The organism is Pseudomonas sp. AAC, assembly GCF_000725445.1.
GTDB lineage: Bacteria > Pseudomonadota > Gammaproteobacteria > Pseudomonadales > Pseudomonadaceae > Pseudomonas > Pseudomonas citronellolis.
Genome location: NZ_KL647096.1, coordinates 708,766 through 725,588, shown reverse-complemented (window position 1 = coordinate 725,588; position 16,823 = coordinate 708,766). Strand labels below are relative to the sequence as shown.

The window sequence follows — 16,823 nt, the reverse complement described above, 5'->3', positions numbered from 1 at the left end:
GTAGGCTCGCTTAAAGAAAAAAGGCTTGCCGGGGCAAGCCTTTGGGGAGGAGGGTGTCAGGCGCGCTGGCGGTGCTGCTTTTCCAGCTTCTTCTTGATCCGGTCGCGCTTGAGGTTGGACAGGTAGTCGACGAACAGCTTGCCGTTCAGGTGGTCGCATTCATGCTGAATGCACACCGCCAGCAGGCCCTCGGCGATTTCCTCGAAGGCCTTGCCGTCGCGGTCCAGCGCCTTGACGCGCACCCGCAGCGGGCGGTCGACATTCTCGTAGAAGCCAGGCACCGACAGGCAACCCTCCTGGTATTCGCCCATCTCTTGCGTGAGCGGCTCCAGTTCCGGGTTGATGAACACGCGCGGCTCGGACTTGTCCTCGGACAGGTCCATCACCACCACGCGCTTGTGCACGTTCACCTGGGTGGCGGCCAGGCCGATGCCGGGCGCCTCGTACATGGTTTCGAACATGTCGTCGACCAGTTGGCGCACGCTATCGTCGACCACCTCGACAGGCTTGGCGATCGTGCGCAGGCGCGGATCGGGGAATTCGAGGATGTTCAGAATGGCCATATGCGTTTGTGATGCACTTGTGGAATAAAGTAAAAATCGGCTGCTAATATGCCGAGCAGCATCGAAAAACCCTGGAAGGCCCGGTAGGGGCGGCTTTCCAGCGTTTCATGTGTATACATAATAAAGGGATTCACCGCATGAGGAAAACACTACTCGCCGTGCTGCTGCTGGCGGCAGGAAGCATGGCGCAGGGTGCCGTGGAACTCAGGGACGGCCACCCGGACCGCTATACGGTGGTCAAGGGCGACACCCTCTGGGACATCTCCGGCAAGTTCCTGAGCAAGCCCTGGAAGTGGCCGGAGATCTGGCAGGTGAATCCGCAGATTCGCAACCCGCACCTGATCTACCCCGGCGACGTCCTCAGCCTGGTGTACATCGACGGCCAGCCGCGCCTGGTGCTCAACCGCGGCGCCTCCCACGGCACCATCAAGCTGTCGCCCAAGGTGCGCAGCACGCCCATGGCCGAGGCGGTGCCGACCATCCCGCTGGACAAGATCAACGCCTTCCTGCTGTCCAACCGTATCGTCGACAGCGAGGGTGACTTCAGCAACGCCCCCTACATGGTCGCCGGCGATGCCGAGCGCGTGGTCAGCGGCGCCGGCGACCGCGCCTACGCCCGCGGCGACTCCCTGGCCGAGGAAGGCAGCTACGGCATCTTCCGCCAGGGCAAGATCTACTCCGACCCGGACACCAAGGAAGTCCTCGGCGTCGACGCCATGGACGTCGGCAGCGCCCGGGTGATCGCCAAGGAAGACGACATCGCCACCCTCAACCTGACGCGCACCACCCAGGAAGTGCGGCCGGGCGACCGCCTGTTCCCCACCGAGGAACGCGCGGTGACCTCGATCTTCATGCCCAGCGAGCCGAAGACGCCGATCAAGGGCAGCATCATCGACGTGCCGCGCGGCGTCACCCAGATCGGCAAGTACGATGTGGTGACCATCGACAAGGGCAGCCGCGATGGTCTGGAGGAAGGCAACGTACTGGCCATCTACAAGCTCGGCGAGACGGTGCGGGATCGTGTCAGCGGTGATCTGGTGAAGATCCCCGACGAGCGCTCCGGGCTGGTGATGATTTTCCGTACCTACAACCGTCTCAGCTACGGCCTGGTGCTTACCGCCAACCGTTCGCTGGAAGTGCAGGACAAGGTGCGCAATCCCTGATCGGCGCGCCTGTATGAAGAACCCCGCCACGGCGGGGTTCTTCGCTTCTGCCGGCCGTATCTTCCGAAGCGTCCGGCAGGCGTCAGCCGGCGGACGCGGCATAGTCGGGGTTCCCGCCAACGCGCCAAGGACTGTCGCCATGCCCCGCCAACCCTCCCCCGCCGAACTGGAAGCCCGCCTGCGCCTGCACGCCCTGCCCGAACTGGGGCCGCGGCGCTTCGCCGCCCTGCTGGCAGCCTTCGGCAGCGCCTCCGCCGCCCTCAGCGCGCCCGCCGCGGCCTGGCGTTCCCTTGGCCTGCCGGCGGCCAGCGCCGAGGCGCGGCGCAGCGAAACGACACGCCAGGCAGCGGCCGAGGCTCTGCGCTGGCTGGAAGGGCCCGAGCGGCACCTGCTGATGTGGGACGCCGAGGACTACCCCGCGCTGCTGGCGGAGCTGAGCGATGCGCCGCCGCTGCTGTTCGTCGAGGGCGCCCGCGCGGCCCTGGGCCGGCCGCAACTGGCGGTGGTCGGCAGCCGCCGCGCCAGCCGCCCGGGGCTGGACACCGCCCGCGCCTTCGCCCGCAGCCTGGCCGGCGGCGGCTTCGCCATCACCAGCGGGTTGGCCCTGGGCATCGACGGCGCCGCCCATGAAGGCGCGCTGGAGGCCGGTGGCGTCACCCTGGCGGTGCTCGGCACTGGCCTGCAATGCCTGTACCCGCGGCGGCACCTGGGGCTGGCGCGGCGCATCGTCGAGGGCGGCGGCGCGCTGCTGTCCGAACTGCCGCTGGACTGCCCGCCGCGGCCGGACAACTTCCCGCGGCGCAACCGCATCATCAGCGGCCTGTCCCTGGGTGTGCTGGTGGTGGAGGCCAGCCCGGCCAGCGGCTCGCTGATCACCGCGCGGCTGGCCGCCGAGCAGGGCCGCGAGGTCTATGCCATTCCCGGTTCCATCCACCATCCCGGCGCCCGCGGCTGCCACGAGCTGATCCGCCAGGGCGCCACCCTGGTGGAGCGCATCGACGACATCCTCGAAGGCCTGAGCGGCTGGACCGCCGAAGCACCCGCCAGCGAACCGGCCCCGCCGCCGCAGGCGCACCCGCTGCTGGACTTGCTGCGCGCCGCCCCGCAGGGCAGCGAGGCGCTGGCCGCCGGCAGTGGCTGGGCGCTGCCACAGGTGCTGGCGGCGCTGACCGAGCTGGAACTGGAGGGCAAGGTGGCCTGCGAGGCCGGCGTCTGGGTGCATCGCGGCGGCTGAGCACGTAAACTGCCGCGCAATCGTTATTTCCCCGGAGTTTGCCGATGATCAGCAGCTGGCGTGTGCAGCGTGTGGCCAGGATAGTGCGCGAGGGCGGCGTCATCGCCTACCCGACCGAAGCCGTCTGGGGCCTGGGCTGCGACCCCTGGAACGAGGATGCCGTCTACCGCCTGCTGGCCATCAAGGCGCGGCCGGTGGAGAAGGGCCTGATCCTGGTGGCCGACAACATCCGTCAGTTCGACTTCCTGCTCGCCGACCTGCCGCAGGAATGGCAGGACCGCCTGGGCGCGACCTGGCCGGGCCCGAACACCTGGCTGGTGCCGCACCAGGGGCGCCTGCCGGAGTGGATCACCGGCCAGCACGACAGCGTGGCCCTGCGCGTCAGCGAACACCCGCTGGTGCGCGAACTCTGCGCGCTGACCGGCCCGCTGGTGTCCACCTCGGCCAACCCCGCCGGGCGCCCGGCGGCGCGCTCGCGGCTGCGGGTGGAGCAGTACTTCCGCGGCGAGCTGGACGGCGTGCTCGACGGCAAGCTCGGCGGCCGGCGCAACCCCAGCGTGATCCGCGACCTGGTCACCGGCCGGACCGTGCGCCCGGCCTGAGAGGCTCTTCGTAGGAGCGAGGGGGGGCGCCTAGCTCTTGCTCGCGAACAGTGCTCAGCTGTGACTTCGGTGTTTTAGTTTGGCTCCGTCCCCTCTCCCCAACCCTCGGCTGCGCGCCCCGCCCTGAAGGGAGAGGGGGCTGTCCGTGTCGAGAAATGGTATGGCGCCAGCCGAAAACCTCGCGGTAGCCGGCTAACACCAAAACTCCCCGAACACACCGAACGGTCCCCTCTCCCGCTTGCGGGGGAGGGTTAGGGAGGGGGCGCTCTGAACGCCAACATCCGCTGTCCCCGGCAAATCCGGTTCGCGAGCAAGCTCGCTCCTACGAGAAGCCGTGCCCTTTCCCTCAAGGCAACAGAATGGTCGACCCGGTGGTCCGCCGCGCCGCCAGCTCGGTCTGCGCCTTGGCCGCGTCGGCCAGGGCGTAGCGCTGGTTGATCTCCACCTTGACCTTGCCCGAGACGAGCATGCCGAACAGGTCCTCGGCCATCGCCTGCAGGCGCTCGGGGGTGTTGGCGTAGCCGAACAGCGTCGGGCGGGTGACGAACAGCGAGCCCTTCTGCGCCAGGATGCCCAGGTTGACGCCGTCCACCGGGCCCGAGGCGTTGCCGAAGCTGACGATCAGCCCGCGCGGCGCGGCGCAGTCCAGGGAGATCGGCCAGGTGTCCTTGCCCACCGAGTCGTAGACCACCGGGCACTTCTTGCCGTCGGTGAGCTGCAGCACGCGCTCCGCCACGTTCTCCTGGCTGTAGTCGATGGTCGCCCAGGCGCCGTGGGCCTTGGCCAGCTCCGCCTTGGCGGCCGAGCCGACGGTGCCGATCAGCTTCACCCCCAGGGCCTTGGCCCACTGGCAGGCGATCAGCCCGACGCCGCCGGCGGCCGCGTGCCAGAGCACGGTCTGGCCGGGCTGGGCGTTGTAGGTCTGGCGCAGCAGGTACTGCACGGTCAGGCCCTTGAGCATCACCGCGGCGGCGGTCTCGAAGTCGATGGTGTCGGGCAGCTTCACCACGTTGGCCGCCGGCAGCACGTGCAGTTCGCTGTAGGCGCCCAGCGGGCCGGTGGCATAGCCGACGCGGTCGCCGACCTTGACGTTGCTCACCTCGCTGCCCACCGCCTCCACCTCGCCGGCGCCCTCGGTGCCCAGCCCGGAGGGCAGCGCCGGGGCCGGGTAGAGGCCGCTGCGGAAGTAGTTGTCGATGAAGTTCAGGCCGATGGCGCGGTTGCGTACGCGGACTTCCTTCGGGCCCGGCTCGGCGGGGGTGTAGTCGAGGTATTCGAGGACTTCGGGGCCGCCGGTGCGGGCGAACTGGATGCGCTTGGCCATGTCGATCTCCTGCTGCATGCGACGCCGGAGGGGCCGGCGCCGCGTTGGGAAAAGTCCTTCATCCAAGCCGCCTTGTTGACCGCCGTCAAGCATGGCGTGGCGGCCGGGAATGCTATGCTTGCGCTCCTCTCCCGGCCTGCAGCCCCGGCGCCGCAAGGCTTTCCCGCTCCAAGGTGATCCCGTGACCGACCCTATCCAGGCCGTGAAGGCCTACCTGCTCGACCTGCAAGACCGCATCTGCTCCGCCCTCGAAGCCGAGGACGGCGGCGCCCGCTTCATCGAGGATGCCTGGGAGCGTCCGGCCGGCGGCGGTGGCCGCACCCGGGTGATCGGCGATGGCGCGCTGATCGAGAAGGGCGGGGTGAACTTCTCCCACGTGTTCGGCGCCGGCCTGCCGCCATCGGCCAGCGCGCACCGCCCGGAACTGGCCGGGCGCGGCTTCCAGGCCCTGGGCGTGTCGCTGGTGATCCACCCGCGCAACCCCCACGTGCCGACCTCCCACGCCAACGTGCGCTTCTTCATCGCCGAGAAGGAAGGCGAGGAGCCGGTGTGGTGGTTCGGCGGCGGCTTCGACCTGACGCCCTACTACGCCCACGAGGAAGACTGCGTGCACTGGCACAAGGTCGCCCGCGAGGCCTGCGCGCCTTTCGGCGAGGACGTCTACCCGCGCTACAAGGAGTGGTGCGACCGCTACTTCCACCTCAAGCACCGCAACGAGCCGCGCGGCATCGGCGGCCTGTTCTTCGACGACCTGAACCAATGGGACTTCGACACCAGCTTCGCCTTCCTGCGCGCCATAGGCGACGCCTACATCGAGGCCTACCTGCCCATCGTGCGCAAGCGCAAGGCCCAGGCCTGGACCGAGCAGCAGCGCGAGTTCCAGGAATTCCGCCGCGGCCGCTACGTGGAGTTCAACCTGGTCTACGACCGCGGCACCCTGTTCGGCCTGCAGTCCGGCGGGCGCACCGAGTCGATCCTCATGTCGCTGCCGCCGCAGGTGCGCTGGGGCTACGACTGGAAACCCGAGCCGGGCAGCGAAGAGGCGCGGCTGACCGAGTATTTCCTCCAGGATCGCGATTGGTTGGGGTTGAAGCCGGAAGCCTGAAGCTGGAAGCCGGAAGAAAAAAGCCTCAAGCTTCCAGCTTCCAGCTTCCAGCTCAAAAAGCCTATGAATCGTTATTGCGTCTTCGGCAACCCCATCGGCCACAGCAAGTCGCCGCTGATCCACCGCCTGTTCGCCGAGCAGACCGGCCAGGCGCTCACCTACGACGCCCAGCTGGCGCCGCTGGACGACTTCGCTGGGGCCGCCCGCGGGTTCTTCGCCGAGGGCCTGGGCGCCAACGTCACCGTGCCCTTCAAGGAAGACGCCTACCGCCTGTGCGGTGAGCTCACCGAGCGCGCCCGCCGCGCCGGTGCGGTGAACACCCTGAAGAGACTCGACGACGGCCGCCTGCTGGGCGACAACACCGATGGCGCCGGCCTGACCCGCGACCTGGTGGTGAACAATGGCGTGGCGCTCAAGGGCCGCCGCGTGCTGGTGCTGGGCGCCGGCGGCGCGGTGCGCGGCATCCTCGAACCCTTCCTGGCCGAGGGCCCGGCGGCGCTGGTGGTGCTCAACCGCACCGCGGCCAAGGCCGAGCAGCTGGCCCGCGAGTTCGCCGACCTGGGCACGGTGCGCGCCGGCGGCTTCGACCTGCGCGACGAACCCTTCGACCTGATCGTCAACGGCACCTCGGCCAGCCTGGCCGGCGAGCTGCCGCCCATCGACGCGGCGCTGATCCGCCCGGGGCACACCGTCTGCTACGACATGATGTACGGCAAGGAGCCGACCGCCTTCAACCGCTGGGCCGCCGAGCATGGCGCGGCGCGCTGCATCGATGGCCTGGGCATGCTGGTGGAGCAGGCGGCGGAGGCCTTCGTGCTGTGGCGCGGGGTGCGGCCGGATTCGCGGCCGGTGCTGGATGAACTGCGGCGGCAGTTGGCCGGCTAGGCTCTTCGTAGGAGCGAGCTTGCTCGCGAACGGTGCTTGCCAGGGGCTTCGGTGTGCAGCCCCGTAGGATGGGTTGAGCGAAGCGATACCCATCACCGATGGCCGCATGGGTTTCGCAAGCTCAACCCATCCTACGAAAAGCACCGGTAACGTAGGGCGTATAACCGTTCGCGGTTATACGCCGCCTGACCGATCTCATCGCTCACTCCGAGGCTGAACCCGGCGCGCTCTGGGGCCATGGCCAATCGGCGGATAACGCCCTAGGCGTTATGCGCCCTACTCCACCTGCAATACCGCGCCTTCGCCCATCTGCCGCGCCAATTCCTCACGTACCCTCGGCCTTGCATGGCGCAGGATCAGATGCCGCCCTTCGCCGGCCAGCCGGCGGGCTTCCTGCTGCAGCATGTGCGCCCCGGCGAAGTCGATGAAGTTCACGTGCCTGGCATCCAGCACCAGGCGCCGGCCCTGGCTGGCCTGGATCAGGCGCTGCAGGTAGTCGCAGGCGCCGAAGAAGATCGAGCCTTCCACCCGCAGCACTTCCTCCTCGCTGGCCTGCCAGCGTTCCACCCGTGGCTGCGAGGTGCGCCGCAGGTAGAGCAGCAGCGAGGCCAGCACGCCCAGGTAGATGGCGTTCTGCAGCGGCAGCAGCAAAGTCGCCGCGGCGGTCAGGGCCATCACCGCGAACTCGCTGCGGCTGCCGCGCCAGAGGGCGCGCAGGGCCGGGCGGTCGACCAGGCCCCAGGCGATCAGCAGGATGCCGCCGGCCATGGCCGGCAGCGGGATGTGGGTGATCAGCCCGGCGCCGGCCACCGCCAGCACGGCGACCCAGGCGGCGGAGAACACCCCGGCCAGCGGCGTGCGCGCGCCGGCTTCGAGGTTGAGCCCGGAGCGGGTGAAGGAGCCCGCCGAAAGGCTGCCGGAGAACCAGGGGCCGACCAGGTTGGACAGGCCCTGGGCGCGGATTTCCTGGTTGGTGTCCAGCACCTGCTGGCTGCGCGCGGCCAGGGCGCGGGCGATGGACAGGCTGGTGACCAGGCCGAGCAGGCCGCAGGCCAGGGCCCCGGGCAGCAGCGCGGCGATGCCGGCCGCGTCGACCTGCAATGGGCTGAACGGCGGCAAGGCGCTGGCGAAGGCCTGCACCCGCGCCACGCCGCCGAACCACGCGGGCAGCGCCCACACCGTCAGGCTGGCCAGCAGCAGGCCGAACATCAGCGCCGGCCAGCGCGGCCGCAGCCAGCGGCACAGCAGGCTCGCCGCCAGGCTGAGCAGGCCGATGGCCAGGGACGCCGGCTCGCACTCGCCCAGCCGCGCCAGCAGCAGACGCGTGCCGTCCAGGGCGCTGCCGCGGCTGTGCACTTCCACGCCTAGCAGATACGGCAACTGGCCCAGGGCGATGACCAGCGCGGCGCCCAGGGTGAAGCCGAGCATCACCGAGTGCGAGACGAAGTTCAGCAGCACCCCGGCGCGCATCGCCCCCAGGGCCCATTGCAGGATGCCGGCGAGGAAGGTCAGCAGCAGCACGTACTGGATGAACGTCTCGCTGCCCGGCGGCGCCAGGGGCGCCACCGTGGCGTAGAGCACCACCGAGATGGCCGCGGTGGGCCCGCCGACCATGTGCCTGGATGAGCCCCACAGGCAGGCCACCACCACCGGCAGCATGGCCGCGTACAGGCCGTACTGCGGCGGCAGCCCGGCGATCAGCGCGTAGGCGATGGACTGCGGCAGGGCCAGCACCGCGCCGGCCAGGCCGACCCAGGCTTCCCGCGCCATCGCCCGCGGGCCGAGGCCCGGCAGCCAGGCGAGGAACGGCAGCAGGCGATACAGGCGCTCCATCGGCGGTCAGAGCTTGGCCTGCACGGCGGCCAGGGCATCGCCGCCGTCGCGGGCCTTCACCCCGTCCAGCCACTTGCCCAGGACCTGCGGGTTGGCCTTGATCCAGGCCTTCACCGCGTCGGCGTTCTTCACGTTCTTCTCCAGCACCTCGGCCATGATGGCGTTCTCCATCTTCAGGTCGAAGCTCAGGTTGGCCAGCAGCTTCGCGCTGTTCGGGCACTGCTGGGCGTAGCCGTTGCGGGTGACGGTGTAGACGCTGCCGGTGCTGCCGAAGTACTTGTCGCCGCCGGCCAGGTACTTCATGTCGTACTTCACATTCATCGGGTGCGGCGTCCAGCCGAGGAAGACGATCCAGCGCTCGCGCTTAACCGCCCGGCCGACCTCGGCGAGCATCGCCTGCTCGCTGGATTCCACCAGCTTCCAGTCGCCCAGGCCGAACTCGTTGCCGCCGATCATCTTCTGGATCGACTGGTTGGCCGGCGCGCCCGAGCCGATGCCGTAGACCTTGTGGTTGAACTGGTCGGCGTGCTTCTGCAGGTCGGCGAAGTTCTTCACCCCGGCGTTATAGACGTAGGTCGGCACGGCGAGGGTGAATTCGGTGCCCTCCAGGTTCTTCGCCAGTCGCGTGACCTGGCCGCTGGCGATGAACTGGTCGTGGAAGCCCTGCTGCGCCGGCATCCAGTTGCCGAGGAAGGCGTCCACCTGGCCGTCGCGCAGGCCGCCGTAGGTGATCGGCACCGAGAGGGTGTCGACCTTGGCCTGGTAGCCGAGGCTGTCGAGCAGGAAGCTGGCGACGCCGTTGGTCACGGCGATGTCGGTCCAGCCCGGATCGGCCAGTTTCACCGTGGCGCAGGCGTCGTCCTCGGCCTGCGCGGCCTGGCCGGCCAGCGCCATGGTGGTGGCCAGCAGCAATGCACTTAACTTGGTCATGCTTATCTCCCCTCGGCTTTTTCTGGTTGTGGTTATGGTCAGGGTCTGGGGTAACGGGCGCGGCGCTCCAGGTCGTCCAGGTCGATGTGGTTGCGCATGTACTGCTGGCTGGCATCGACGAACGGCTGGTGGTCCCAGCTGGTCAGCTTGCCGCGCTGCAAGGCGTCGGCGACGAAGCGCCGGCGGCGCTGGCTGGCCAGCACGCGGGCGGTGATCGCCGGGATGTCCCAGCGCTGCCGGGCCTCGGCCAGGAAGGCGTCGAACAGCTCGCGGTGCGCCGCGGAGCCGGCCAGGTTCTCCAGCTCGCGCGGGTCGTTCTTCAGATCGTAGAGCAGGCACGGGTCCTGTTCGGAATAGACGAACTTGTAGTCGCCACGGCGGATCATCATCAGCGGGCTGAGGGTGCCCTCGGCGGTGTACTCGCCGATCACCTCGTCGTGCCCGCCCTGGCCCCGCAGGTGCGGCAGCAGCGAGCGGCCGTCCAGCTCCAGGTCCGCCGGCAGCTCGCCGCCGGCCAGTTCCACCAGGGTCGGCAGCAGGTCGAGGGTGGACACCGACTCGGCCACGTGGCGCGCGGCGAAGCGGCCCGGCGCGTGGATCAGCATGGGCACGCGGGCGGCCATCTCGAACCAGTGCATCTTGTACCAGAGGCCGCGCTCGCCAAGCATGTCGCCGTGGTCGCCGGAGAACACCACCAGGGTGTTCTCGGCCAGGTCGCATTCCTCCAGGGTCCTGAGCAGCGCGCCGATCTGCGCGTCGACGTAGCTGCAGGCGCCGAAGTAGGCGCGGCGGGCGTCGCGGATCTTCTCCGGCGGCAGCGGCTTGCCCCACAGGTCGATGACCTTGAGCAGGCGCTGGGAGTGCGGGTCCTGCTCGTGCTGCGCCAGTTCCACCGACGGCAGCGGGATGTCCTCGTCGCGGTACAGGTCCCAGTACTCGCGGGGGATGGTGTAGGGGTCGTGGGGGTGGGTCATGGAGACGGTCAGGCAGAACGGCTGCTCGGCGTGCTCGCGGACGTGGTCGTAGAGGTACTGGCGCGCCTTGAACACCACCTCGTCGTCGAAATCCAGCTGGTTGGTGCGCACGCAGGGCCCGGCCTGCAGCACCGAGGACATGTTGTGGTACCAGCTGGGGCGCACCTCCGGCTCGTCCCAGTTCACCGCCCAGCCGTAGTCGGCGGGGTAGATGTCGCTGGTCAGGCGCTCTTCGTAGCCGTGCAGCTGGTCCGGGCCGCAGAAGTGCATCTTGCCCGACAGCGCTGTGCGGTAGCCCAGGCGGCGCAGGTGGTGGGCGTAGGTGGGGACGTCGGCGGCGAAGTCGGCGGCGTTGTCCCAGGCGCCGATCTTGGTCGGCAGCTGGCCGCTGACCAGGGTGAAGCGCGAGGGCGCGCACAGCGGGCTGTTGCAGTAGGCCGAATCGAACACCACGGCCTGTTCCGCCAGGCGCATCAGGTTGGGCATGCGGATCGGCGAGGCGGCATCGTGCAGGGGCAGCAGGGGCGCGGCCATCTGGTCGGCCATGATGAAGAGAATGTTCGGGCGTGGCATGGCGAGGCTTATCCTATGCACGGTTGTTATGGAATAGTGCGTGGCAGCAGTGTCACGCCGCGCCGGCAGGGGGTAAACCGCATGGCCATACATGCTTCGGATAACACCAGCTTATGGGTGGCGAACCCATGAGCCTGCCCCTGGAGCTGCTCCGCGTGTTCGAGTGCGCGGCCCGCGAGCAGGGCTTCACCGCGGCCGCTGCCGAGCTGGGCAGCAGCCAGCCGGCGGTGAGCCAGCAGATCAAGCGCCTGGAGAAGTTGCTCGGCACACGTCTGTTCGACCGGGTGCACCGTGGGATCGTTCTGACGGAAAGCGGCCAGTTGCTGCTGCGCCACGTGCAGGCCGGGCTGGCGGAACTGGAGGCCGGGGTCGAGGCGGTCAGCGCCCGGCGCACCCAGGAGGTGCTGCAGGTGGCCACCGACTTCGCCTTCGCCGCCTACTGGCTGATGCCGCGCCTGCCGCGCTTCCGCCAGCTGCACCCGGAACTGGACGTCAGCCTGCTGAGCAGCGAGCGCAGCCCCAGCAGCCTGCGCAGCGACGTGGACGTGGCCATCGCCTTCGGCGACGGGCGCTTCAAGCATGGCGAGCCGCTGCTGCTGTTCGGCGAGGAAGTCTTCCCGGTGTGCAGCCCGCGCCTGCTGGGCGAGCGCCAGGCGCCGCTGCCGCTGGAGGAGCTGCAGCGCCTGCCGTTGCTGCACCTGAAGCCCGAGGCCCACAGCCGCTGGTTCGACTGGCCGGGGCTGTTCCGCGCCCTGGAACTGCCGCGCCCGCCGGAGGCTGCCGGGCTACGCTTCGACAACTACACGCTACTGGTGCAGGCGGCCATCGCCGGCCAGGGCGTGGCCATCGGCTGGCGCCACCTGGTCGACGAACTGCTGGAGCAGGGGTTACTGTGCCGGCCCATCCGCGAGAGCGCCGCCTCGCGCTACGGCTATTACGCCGTGCTGCCCGAGCGCAAGCGCCGCGCCCGCCTGCTGCAGCCCTTCGTCGACTGGCTGCGCGCCGAACTGGAACAGGACCCATGAACGAGATCCACGGCTACCACGCCCACGTCTACTACGATGCCGACAGCCTGGAGCAGGCCCGCCAGCTGTGCGAGGAGGCGGTGCGCCTGTTCGGCGTGAAGATGGGTCGCATGCACCAGCGCCCGGTCGGCCCGCACCCGGACTGGAGCTGCCAGCTGGCCTTCGGCAACGACGCCTTCGCCGCCGTGGTGCCCTGGCTGGCGCTGCACCGCGATGGCCTGGTGGTGTTCATCCACCCGGACACCGGCGACGACCTGCGCGACCACCGCGACCACGCCATCTGGATGGGCGCGGTGCGGCCGCTGGACCTGTCGCAGTTCGGCTGAGTTCGATAATGATTCTCGATTCGGTGTATGCTTGCCCGCTTTACCGGCGGCCCGCCCACGGCGGGCCGGTATTCCAGGGTATCGCGGTCATCATGCGGCGTTTCGCCTCCTCCCACCTCCTGCAGAGCTTCCAGGCGCACTATGCGGACCTGCTGCGCTTCCTCGCCCGCCGCCTGGGCGACAACCAGCGCGCCGCCGACGTCGCCCAGGACACCTGGCTGCGCCTGGCCGACCAGGCCCCGGAGGCCGAAGTGCAGGACCCGCGCGCCTACCTGTTCCGCGTCGCCGGCAACCTGGCCATCGACAACCTGCGCCGCGAGGGCCGGCTGGCCGAGCTGCACGTGGAGGAGACGGCGGCCAACGAGGTCAGCGACCCCGGCGCCGGCCTGGAGCGCAACCTGCTGGCCCGCGAGGCCCTGGAACAGCTCGACGCCGCCCTCGACCAGCTGCCGCCCAAGGCCCGCCAGGCGCTGCTGATGAACCGCCTGGACGGCCTGACCCACGCGCAGATCGCCCGTCGCCTTGGCGTTTCCGAGAGCATGGTGGGCAAGTACATCGTCCAGGCCATGCGCCATTGCCGCGACCACCTGCAACAGCGGGAGGCGCAGCCATGAGCCGCCGGGACCTGGAGAATCAGGCCATCGACTGGCTGGCGGAGCTGCATTCCGGCCGCGTCGAAGCCGGCCGCCGCAGCGCGTTCGCCCAGTGGCGCGCGCAGAGCCCCGAGCACGAAAGCGCCGCGCGCAGCGCCGAGGCGCTGTGGGGCGCCCTGCCGGCCACCCGCACGGCGCGCCGCCACCGCCTGCTGCGCCCGCGCCGCCTCGTCGCTGTGGCAGCGGCCGCTTGCGTCGCCGCGCTGGCCGTGGCGCTGGCGCTGCCCACGCCGGTGGCGGGCCTGTACGCCGACTACGCCACCCGTACCGGCGAGCGGCGGATGATCGAGCTGGCCGACGGCAGCCGCGTCTGGCTGAACAGCGCCAGCGCGCTGTCGGTGGACTTCTCCGCCAGCCGTCGGAGCCTGCATCTGTATGGCGGCGAGGCGCTGTTCGAAGTGGCCAAGGACGCGCAGCGGCCCTTCGTGGTGCATGCTGGCGACGGCGAAGTCACCGCCGTGGGCACCCGCTTCGACGTCGACAGCCGCGGCCCGGAAGTGCAGGTGGCGGTCAGCGAGGGCGTGGTGCGGGTGGAGGCCGGCGGCAAACCGGCGGTGCGCCTGGCCGCCGGCGAGCGCCTGGCCTATCGCGGAGAAGCCGCCCCCGGCCCGGTGCAGCCGCTGGACCTGGACAGCGCCAGCGCCTGGCAGCGCGGCAAGCTGATCTTCAACCAGCGCCCGCTGGGCGAGGTGCTGGCGGAACTGGAGCGCTACCTGCCGGGGCGCATCCTGCTGACCGATGCCGGCTTGCGGCGGCACAGGGTGAGCGGGGTGTTCGATCTGGACGATCCCGATGCGCTGCTGCAGACGTTGCAGCGGTTGCAGCCGGTGCGGGTGACGCGGTTGCCCTGGTTGGTGGTGGTTAGGCCGGTTTCTTCGTAGGGGCTGGAGAGCGCCCTCTCCCTAACCCTCTCCCTGAAGGGAGAGGGGACCGTTGGGCATGCGCTGATATTTCGGCGTTAGCCGGCTTGTACCGAGTATCCGGCTAACACCAGATCCTTTCTCGGCACGGACAAGCCCCCTCTCCCTTCAGGGAGAGGGCTGGGGAGAGGGAACGGCGCCAAACCAACACACCGAAGCCGCCGGTAACCGCCGTTCGCGAGCAAGCTCGCTCCAAAATACAAAACCAGACCCCGCGCAAAAATTTTTACCTCCCCCACTGCAAGATCCCCCACCCCGTTTCGTCGTAGGCATGAACGCGAAGAATTCCCAACAAACGCGCCCTGCCCACAAGAACGGAAACCCCCGCATGCATCACCGCCTCTCCCCGCTGTACCGCGCCCTGGCCCTGGCCGCCCTGCTCGGCGGCGCCAGCCCCCTGGCCCTGGCCGCCGAGGACGTCGAGCTGCATATCGCGCCGCGCAGCCTGGACAGCGCCCTGACGCAGTTCGCCGACCAGGCCGGGCTGCACCTGCTGTTCAACTCCGAGGACGTCCAGGGCCTGAAGAGCCCCGGCCTGGACGGCCGCTACAGCCGCGAGGAGGCGCTGGACAAGCTGCTTTCCGGCAGCGGCATGCGCTGGAGCTTCAGCGACGAGCGCACCGTGGTGCTGCAGCGCGAGAAGGCCGCCGGCGGCGAGCCGCTGAGCATGGCGCCGACGCAGATCAGCGTGGCCGCGCGCACGCCCACCGACATCAGCTCCATCCCCGGCACCGTCTGGGTGGTGGACCAGGCGCAGCTGCGCGAACAGCTGGACACCGGCGTCAGCCTCAAGGAAGCGGTGGGCAAGCTGGTCCCCGGCCTCGACCTGGCCCCGGAAGGCCGCACCAACTACGGCCAGAACATGCGCGGGCGCAACGTGCTGGTGATGATCGACGGCGTCAGCCAGAACAGCTCCCGCGGCCTGTCGCGGCAGTTCGACAGCATCTCGCCGTTCAACGTCGAGCGCATCGAAGTGCTCTCCGGTGCCAGCGCCATCTACGGCGGCGGCGCCACCGGCGGCATCATCAACATCATCACCAAGAAGGGCGTGCCCGGCAGTGCCCGCTTCGAAAGCCAGCTGGGCGCCAGCAGCGGCTTCAACAACAGCGACGACCTCTCCACCCGCCTGGCCCAGTCGGTCAGCGGCGGCAGCGATCGCCTGAGCGGGCGCCTGGGCGTTTCCGCGGAGAAGAACGAAGCCTTCTACGACGGCGCCGGCAACCAGATCTTCATCGACAACACCCAGACCGACCTGCAGTACAACCGCACCGTCGACGTCATGGGCAACCTCACCGCGCAGTTCACCGACGAGCAGAGCCTGGACCTGCTGGCCCAGTACTACGACTCGGGCAACGACGGCAGCACCGGCATCTACTTTCCGCACCTGAACTACAAGGCCCCCTCGGACCTGGACGATGCGCAGATCCGCAGCGGCATGGACACCGACCTGGAGCCGCAGACGCGCCGCCTGCTGCTCAACGCCAACTACCACCACGCCAACCTGCTGGACCAGGACTTCTACCTGCAGGCCTACTACCGCAAGGAAGACGACAACTTCTACCCCTTCCCCTACTACAACGCCGGCAAGCCGGCCGGCAGCACCGGCGTGTACTTCGCCGCCTCGCAGCAGAACTTCGAGGTCAGCGGCCTCAAGGGCCTGTTCAGCAAGCAGTGGGACAAGCTGAAGCTCACCTACGGCGTGGACCTGGACCACGAGCGCTTCAACGCCGAGCAGAAGACCTTCGACCAGCTGGTCTCCTCGGAAAGCGGCGGCCTCGACCTGAGTACCGCCAGCAGCGCGCCGCGCTACCCCAGCTACGTGGTCGACGGCCTGTCGTTCTACGGCCAGCTGGACTACAAGCTGACCGACGCCCTGACCCTCTCCGGCGGCGCGCGGCACCAGAAGATGGACGTCGAGGTCGACGACTTCAAGGGCGTGCCCGGCGGCAACAACGACTACCAGGTCAACCTGTTCAACCTCGGCGCCATCTACGACTTCCACAACGGCCACCAGCTGTGGGGCAACTACAGCGAAGGCTTCGACCTGCCCGACCCGGCCAAGTACTACGGCAAGCCCGGGCTCTCGGTGGACGACAACCCGCTGGCCGGCATCAAGAGCCGCCAGGTCGAGCTGGGCTGGCGCTATGCGGACATGGACTGGCAGGCGCAGACGGCGGTGTACTACATCTGGTCGGACAAGGTGATCAGCGTCGACCAGGCCACCCTGACCATCGACGTCAACGACCAGAAGAGCCGCGACTTCGGCTTCGAGGGCGCGCTGACGCGCTACTTCCAGAACGGCTGGCAGGGCGGCACCACCCTGCACCTGGTGCGCTCCGAGGAAGAGGACGCCGACGGCGACTGGATCAAGCGCGACGCGCGCTACGCCTCGCTGTCCAAGGCCACCGCCTTCGTCGGCTGGAACGATGAGCTGAACAGCGCGCGGCTGCAGGCCAACCACGCCATGAGCCTGAAGGACGACGCCGACCACGAGATCGACGGCTACACCACCTTCGACCTGATGGGGGAACGCAAGACGGGTTTCGGCACCTTCAGCGCGGGCATCCAGAACCTGCTGGACCGCGAGTACAGCACCGTGTGGGGGCAGCGGGCGACGCTGTTCTACTCGCCGACCTACGGGCCGGCCTACCTGTACGACTACCAGGGCCGCGGGCGCACCTTCACCCTGGGCTGGCGCATGGAGTACTGAGGG

General features: G+C 69.2%; 15 protein-coding genes. 10 read left to right on the top strand and 5 right to left on the bottom strand.

The window, feature by feature from the left end; all coding sequences use genetic code 11:
* Window positions 1–56 precede the first annotated feature (56 nt).
* A complete protein-coding gene (gene def, locus FG99_RS13055) occupies window positions 57–563 on the bottom strand; it encodes a peptide deformylase (protein ID WP_009614487.1) in 507 nt (168 codons plus the stop codon).
* A 137-nt stretch (window positions 564–700) separates the two neighbouring features.
* On the opposite strand from def, the gene FG99_RS13050 reads away from it, so the two are divergent.
* From FG99_RS13050 to FG99_RS13040, 3 genes are all read left to right on the top strand, one after another.
* A complete protein-coding gene (locus tag FG99_RS13050; protein ID WP_009614488.1) occupies window positions 701–1,726 on the top strand; it encodes a LysM peptidoglycan-binding domain-containing protein in 1,026 nt (341 codons plus the stop codon).
* Between the two features lie 139 nt (window positions 1,727–1,865).
* A complete protein-coding gene (gene dprA / locus FG99_RS13045) occupies window positions 1,866–2,960 on the top strand; it encodes a DNA-processing protein DprA (RefSeq protein WP_043270114.1) in 1,095 nt (364 codons plus the stop codon).
* Window positions 2,961–3,004: 44 nt separating this feature from the next.
* Complete coding sequence (locus FG99_RS13040) at window positions 3,005–3,562, top strand: L-threonylcarbamoyladenylate synthase type 1 TsaC (RefSeq protein ID WP_009614490.1); 558 nt, start codon at window positions 3,005–3,007, stop codon at window positions 3,560–3,562.
* A gap of 346 nt (window positions 3,563–3,908) precedes the next feature.
* On the opposite strand, the gene FG99_RS13035 is transcribed toward FG99_RS13040, so the two are convergent.
* Window positions 3,909–4,886, bottom strand: a complete 978-nt coding sequence (locus tag FG99_RS13035) for a quinone oxidoreductase family protein (protein WP_043270112.1) — start codon at window positions 4,884–4,886, stop codon at window positions 3,909–3,911.
* 181 nt (window positions 4,887–5,067) lie between these two features.
* On the opposite strand from FG99_RS13035, the gene hemF reads away from it, so the two are divergent.
* Entirely contained in the window at window positions 5,068–5,991 is a 924-nt protein-coding gene (hemF, locus tag FG99_RS13030; protein WP_043270110.1) for an oxygen-dependent coproporphyrinogen oxidase, read from the top strand.
* 63 nt (window positions 5,992–6,054) lie between these two features.
* Window positions 6,055–6,876, top strand: coding sequence for a shikimate dehydrogenase (gene aroE / locus FG99_RS13025; protein WP_043270108.1), 822 nt, complete (start codon window positions 6,055–6,057; stop codon window positions 6,874–6,876).
* A 276-nt stretch (window positions 6,877–7,152) separates the two neighbouring features.
* Here aroE and FG99_RS13020 read toward each other — a convergent pair whose 3' ends face one another.
* The 3 genes from FG99_RS13020 to betC are packed head-to-tail and all read right to left on the bottom strand — an operon-like array spanning window position 7,153 to window position 11,186.
* A complete protein-coding gene (locus FG99_RS13020) occupies window positions 7,153–8,709 on the bottom strand; it encodes a SulP family inorganic anion transporter (RefSeq protein ID WP_043270106.1) in 1,557 nt (518 codons plus the stop codon).
* A 6-nt stretch (window positions 8,710–8,715) separates the two neighbouring features.
* A complete protein-coding gene (locus FG99_RS13015) occupies window positions 8,716–9,639 on the bottom strand; it encodes a choline ABC transporter substrate-binding protein (protein ID WP_043270104.1) in 924 nt (307 codons plus the stop codon).
* A 38-nt stretch (window positions 9,640–9,677) separates the two neighbouring features.
* The gene (gene betC / locus FG99_RS13010) at window positions 9,678–11,186 is read right to left on the bottom strand and encodes a choline-sulfatase (protein ID WP_043270102.1); all 1,509 of its coding nucleotides are present in this window, start codon (window positions 11,184–11,186) and stop codon (window positions 9,678–9,680) included.
* A gap of 128 nt (window positions 11,187–11,314) precedes the next feature.
* Here betC and FG99_RS13005 point away from each other — a divergent pair, with 128 nt between their 5' ends.
* From FG99_RS13005 to FG99_RS12985, 5 genes are all read left to right on the top strand, one after another.
* Window positions 11,315–12,211, top strand: coding sequence for a choline sulfate utilization transcriptional regulator (locus FG99_RS13005; RefSeq protein ID WP_043270346.1), 897 nt, complete (start codon window positions 11,315–11,317; stop codon window positions 12,209–12,211).
* The gene (locus FG99_RS13000; protein WP_043270100.1) at window positions 12,208–12,537 is read left to right on the top strand and encodes a DOPA 4,5-dioxygenase family protein; all 330 of its coding nucleotides are present in this window, start codon (window positions 12,208–12,210) and stop codon (window positions 12,535–12,537) included. The genes FG99_RS13005 and FG99_RS13000 overlap by 4 nt, the downstream gene beginning before the upstream one ends.
* 92 nt (window positions 12,538–12,629) lie before the next feature.
* Entirely contained in the window at window positions 12,630–13,151 is a 522-nt protein-coding gene (locus tag FG99_RS12995) for a sigma-70 family RNA polymerase sigma factor (RefSeq protein WP_024128852.1), read from the top strand.
* On the top strand, window positions 13,148–14,071 hold the full coding sequence (locus tag FG99_RS12990) for a FecR family protein (RefSeq protein WP_043270099.1): 924 nt from the start codon (window positions 13,148–13,150) through the stop codon (window positions 14,069–14,071). The genes FG99_RS12995 and FG99_RS12990 overlap by 4 nt, the downstream gene beginning before the upstream one ends.
* Before the next feature lie 367 nt (window positions 14,072–14,438).
* Window positions 14,439–16,820: a TonB-dependent receptor gene (locus FG99_RS12985; protein ID WP_051878806.1), complete on the top strand. Its 2,382-nt coding sequence runs from the start codon at window positions 14,439–14,441 to the stop codon at window positions 16,818–16,820.
* Window positions 16,821–16,823: the final 3 nt, after the last annotated feature.

Bases quoted from the DNA above. Each gene is read 5' to 3' on its own strand.
- betC (WP_043270102.1), bottom strand. From the start codon at position 11,186: ATGCCACGCCCGAACATTCTCTTCATCATGGCCGACCAGATGGCCGCG.
- FG99_RS13050 (WP_009614488.1), top strand. From the start codon at position 701: ATGAGGAAAACACTACTCGCCGTGCTGCTGCTGGCGGCAGGAAGCATG.
- FG99_RS13035 (WP_043270112.1), bottom strand. From the start codon at position 4,886: ATGGCCAAGCGCATCCAGTTCGCCCGCACCGGCGGCCCCGAAGTCCTC.
- FG99_RS13000 (WP_043270100.1), top strand. From the start codon at position 12,208: ATGAACGAGATCCACGGCTACCACGCCCACGTCTACTACGATGCCGAC.
- FG99_RS13040 (WP_009614490.1), top strand. From the start codon at position 3,005: ATGATCAGCAGCTGGCGTGTGCAGCGTGTGGCCAGGATAGTGCGCGAG.
- FG99_RS13005 (WP_043270346.1), top strand. From the start codon at position 11,315: ATGAGCCTGCCCCTGGAGCTGCTCCGCGTGTTCGAGTGCGCGGCCCGC.
- FG99_RS12990 (WP_043270099.1), top strand. From the start codon at position 13,148: ATGAGCCGCCGGGACCTGGAGAATCAGGCCATCGACTGGCTGGCGGAG.
- FG99_RS12995 (WP_024128852.1), top strand. From the start codon at position 12,630: ATGCGGCGTTTCGCCTCCTCCCACCTCCTGCAGAGCTTCCAGGCGCAC.
- dprA (WP_043270114.1), top strand. From the start codon at position 1,866: ATGCCCCGCCAACCCTCCCCCGCCGAACTGGAAGCCCGCCTGCGCCTG.
- FG99_RS12985 (WP_051878806.1), top strand. From the start codon at position 14,439: ATGCATCACCGCCTCTCCCCGCTGTACCGCGCCCTGGCCCTGGCCGCC.
- aroE (WP_043270108.1), top strand. From the start codon at position 6,055: ATGAATCGTTATTGCGTCTTCGGCAACCCCATCGGCCACAGCAAGTCG.
- FG99_RS13020 (WP_043270106.1), bottom strand. From the start codon at position 8,709: ATGGAGCGCCTGTATCGCCTGCTGCCGTTCCTCGCCTGGCTGCCGGGC.
- FG99_RS13015 (WP_043270104.1), bottom strand. From the start codon at position 9,639: ATGACCAAGTTAAGTGCATTGCTGCTGGCCACCACCATGGCGCTGGCC.
- def (WP_009614487.1), bottom strand. From the start codon at position 563: ATGGCCATTCTGAACATCCTCGAATTCCCCGATCCGCGCCTGCGCACG.